The 4,123-nt window shown below is 45.0% G+C and carries 4 protein-coding genes; 1 reads left to right on the forward strand and 3 read right to left on the reverse strand.

All coding sequences use genetic code 11. The annotated features are described in order from the left end of the window. Window positions 1-136 precede the first annotated feature (136 nt). The gene (locus tag C7B77_RS25265; RefSeq protein WP_106311448.1) at window positions 137-1,009 is read right to left on the reverse strand and encodes an alpha/beta hydrolase; all 873 of its coding nucleotides are present in this window, start codon (window positions 1,007-1,009) and stop codon (window positions 137-139) included. A gap of 666 nt (window positions 1,010-1,675) precedes the next feature. Here C7B77_RS25265 and C7B77_RS25275 point away from each other — a divergent pair. Continuing rightward, a complete protein-coding gene (locus C7B77_RS25275; RefSeq protein WP_106311454.1) occupies window positions 1,676-2,329 on the forward strand; it encodes a Mo-dependent nitrogenase C-terminal domain-containing protein in 654 nt (217 codons plus the stop codon). A 134-nt stretch (window positions 2,330-2,463) separates the two neighbouring features. On the opposite strand, the gene C7B77_RS25280 is transcribed toward C7B77_RS25275, so the two are convergent. After that, window positions 2,464-2,781: a cupin domain-containing protein gene (locus C7B77_RS25280; protein ID WP_106311457.1), complete on the reverse strand. Its 318-nt coding sequence runs from the start codon at window positions 2,779-2,781 to the stop codon at window positions 2,464-2,466. Further along, entirely contained in the window at window positions 2,782-3,966 is a 1,185-nt protein-coding gene (locus tag C7B77_RS25285; RefSeq protein WP_219892278.1) for an MFS transporter, read from the reverse strand. Window positions 3,967-4,123 lie beyond the last annotated feature (157 nt).

The raw sequence follows: 4,123 nt of genomic DNA on the forward strand, positions 1-4,123 counted from the left end.
ACCGATGAGGAGATCGAGTTAAAATCGTCTGAAAACTTAGCTTGTAGAGAAGATGATGATTACAAGTGAATCATTTGAAAAAATGTTGACAGGTGGGAAGAAAATCGAGATAAAGCCGAAACATCTGTAAATATGACTACCTTTGCCGGATAAATTGCCCAATGGCTTTGAGATAAGACTGCTCTCCAGATCTGAGCAGACTGGCATGTCCTGCATCGGGAACGACATGCAAATATTTAGGAGATGGAGCAGTCGCAAAAAGTCTTTGTCCCATTTTAAATGGCACGACGTCATCCGCCGTACCATGAATGAATAATACGGGAATTTGGAGCGATCGCACCTTGGCGATCGAATCGAATTTCTGATTCAAAAGTAGATCGATGGGAAACAGCCAGCCGAATCCTTTCCACCTAGCCATGTCTGTCATAGATGTAAATGAACTTTGCACGACTAAGCCCTCTGCTTGCGGATGTTTGACGGCTAAGTCCAGGGCGATTGCCCCGCCTAATGATTCCCCATAGATAAATATTTGTTGAGGTGAAACTTTTTGCCGATCGATTAGATAGTTCCATGCTGCTTGACTGTCTTTGTAAATTTGAGTCTCACTGGGGAAATCACCTGGACTCTCACCATAGCCTCGGTAATCGAATAGCAGCAAGGCAAATCCTAACTGTCGCAGTCCTTCAACTCGATCTAAGTAGTGGCTTTTATTACCAGCAGCCCCGCCCAAGAACAAGATAACCTTAGGAGGAGTCGAATCTTTCACTCGGCGAGGATCGGCGGGAATCCACCAGCCTTTCAAGTGCCCCGATCCGCTCGGAATGACAATCTCCTGATATGGCATGTTCCAGGGTGAAGAACTAGGAACTCCAACAAGTTCGCGATAGGGATGAAATATCAGATGGCGTTGCCCGATCCACAAACATAGACAGGTGGATATATAGGCGATCGTCAACCTTTTGAGCAAAGTACCCAGATGCTTGCGGCGAATGACAACAGACCGTTTCAAGCCAACCTCCTACTGTTTGAAGCCCGGACAGAGAAAGTCTCTCTAATTCTTCTAATTACTTTAACTTAAGCCCAGTTTCTCGCTATTCAGTATACCTCAAATTGAAACAAACAGTATTTTATAACGATCGTGACTTGCAATCGATCGCGCCGTAATTACGATCGAGCAATGCGATCGAATTAAGTTTGTTTAAAATAAGAAAATAAATTATACATACTTGAAATAAATACAGGCCCGGTAAGTGTATTTCATATATATATTGGGTTGAAGAATGAAACTCAACAGCACCCACAATATAATATTTTATTCCCTCAACGATAACATCAATCCTCAAATGGCAACGAAAGATCGATAAGAGTTCGTCGCCCATAGCCGCGATTCACCATAGGGGACGCTTCGCGATCGCATGGGTTCGTGTATGGAATTGCCTTCCACCATTCAAATTCGATTTCGAGTTTATTATTTACCTGCTGAATCTCTCCCTCGCCTGAGATGACTGCATCAGTGCTTTCGTCTTCACAGAGTATAGGCAATGGTTGCTTTACTTATGCCGTCGAGTACTAGTACAATCCTGTCGCACTCACCCCGCCACATTCGATCGGTCGAGCGGATATAATACTTATATCTGCCACGAACGTATTGTAGTAACTCAGGTCTATATCGACTATGACTGGTTATACTGACACGCAACTCCATGTTTGGCTCAGAGGTTTACTCGCGATTGCTTGGGCTGATGGCGATTTTACGACTGCCGAACGCGCAACTATTATCGACCTGACTCAAACCGAACTCGCTCCAGGGATCGATGTCAGCCCTCTCGAACCGATTAGTACCGAGGAGTTAGTGGCAAATTTCGGGCACGACCCCCAGATGGCCGAAAATTTCTTGCGGACGGCGATGATGGTAGCTGTAGCCGATGGGGTGTATTCACCGCTAGAGGCAGCCTTATTGCGCGAATTTCACCAGGCTCTCAATATCGATGCCCAAGTTTTGACAGCCTTGGACAGTACGCTGCTAAGTGCGAATACCGCCGAATTAGATGTTGCCAATACCGCCAAAAGTGATGTGTTATTACCAGTGCGAGCATGGCTGGATGGCTTAGAAATCCAAGATCCCAGATTAGCGCGGTTGCTATGCAAATTTATTCCCTCTCAATGCCCATTCGAGCGAGATATTACGCTGTTCGGGCACAAAATCGTGCATATCCCGCCCTTATGTAAACTCAATCCACTCTACGACCAAACTGTTGGTTTGCGCTTCCGCGCCCTTTCCTATCTCGCCGATGAATGCGGTGAAGATGTCTCAGCATATTGCGTGTAACTTTAGCAAAGAGTGAAGTTAAGATCGTGTATGTACGAGACAGGGAGCGAGGAAAACAGAAATAATTGTATTGCAAAAACAGACGATCGTACCTTAACTCAGCTACGCCCCATTTTGGATTGTGGAGATGACCGCTATCGGTAAAAGATTGCCAGCCAAATAGTTTCTTCGTCTGGAGCCGTCCAATCGACTCGATGCCGTTCGTGGGCAAGAATGTTGACATAATCTCCCGGCTGGAGATTTACAGTTCTGTCAGTAAATTCTAGCCTAGCTGCGCCTTTAACCAATAGCACCCATTCATGGCGATCTTGATCGTACCAAAAATCTCGATCGGATTTATGGCCTTTAGAGACGATCCGTTCGATGCTAATTTCGGCTGACGATATAATGGTTTGAAAAATTTCTGTAGATAGATCCGGTGGAATACTAGAAAATAAATTTTGGTTTTCCATCTAAATATCCTTGTCAACTCCTGCGCGATCGCTCAAGTTTAAAACACATCCACCAGCCACCATAAAACCGATCGCCCCGCAGATAGCACCTAGTAATGGTGTCAAATTACTAATTGGATTGAATAGCGAACTAAAGGAGCTAATTCCGCCAGTAAACCCACTAAAATAAAGTCCGACTGCCAATCCCGATCGATGTGGTGGCAAGACATTTATCGCCAAAGGAACCGCACCATTAGTTACCCAACTAAAACAACAGATAATTAGTAAAACTGCGAGTGCGACAGTCGCGATCGTCGGGACAAAGACCATCATTAATAAAGCGATCGAGGTAGCCATCGCCCCAATTAACATCGCGCTTCGATTGCCATATTTACTGGCAAATAATCCCGCAGGTAAAGCAGATACCGCAATTGCTAGCGAGATCGCGACCATCAATATTGCCGGATCGAATTGCGGAATATTGAGCTTGAGCACTTTGGGTAGAGTTTCAAATATGCAGCGAACGCCCCAAGCCATGCCCCAACCCATGACAATTAGTAAACCAACATGCGTCCAGACGATCGGCTTTCGCTCGGTTACATTTAAATTATTACTTACTGGCGGATCGAAATAACGTAATAATGCCGTAGCTGCTAATAACACGATCGACGCGATCGTAAATGCGGCGGGCGCACCCAAACTGAGAATAAAATCTTGAGATAGCGGTCGAATCGCACCGACAAATCCACCCACTAGCGTCAAAAAACTCATCGCGATCGGTAACTCACTCGCGAAAGCATATCTACCAATTAAGGAAATTGCAGGCGTCCGAAATACCGTCATTGCTATCGCCCAAGCAACTAATACCCCCGGTAAAATCCAGCTCGCAGCACTAAACAAATCCCGAAATACAAACACCGCTGGAATCAAAACCGTGAGTGTCGCAGTCAAAATTACGCCTAGAGAAACAAATCCAAACTTAGTAGCGATCCACTGATAAGCTCGATCGGATAAACTGCCAAATAACGGTTCCAAAATTACCGCGATCGCATTTTCAATAATTAATAACGTCACTGCCAAACTAGGTGAAAATCCATAACCGATTAGCAGTTTTGGCAAATAAATATTATAAATCAACCACGATAGCGTAATTGCCCCTTGCAAGGCCGCTAAACTAATAATTCTGTACCAGCTTGCATTTAACACGATTTGCCCTCTATATATCCCCAACATTATCCGATTTTAGCGAAAGCTTTAGACAGAAGGCTTTAGGCTTTAGGCTTTAGGTCTTGTGGAACAGCGTTCCACCCATTACCCATCCACTCATCCACCAATCCACCCATCCACCCATCCACTCATCCAC

This window comes from Chamaesiphon polymorphus CCALA 037 (assembly GCF_003003845.1).
Lineage (GTDB): Bacteria > Cyanobacteriota > Cyanobacteriia > Cyanobacteriales > Chamaesiphonaceae > Chamaesiphon > Chamaesiphon polymorphus.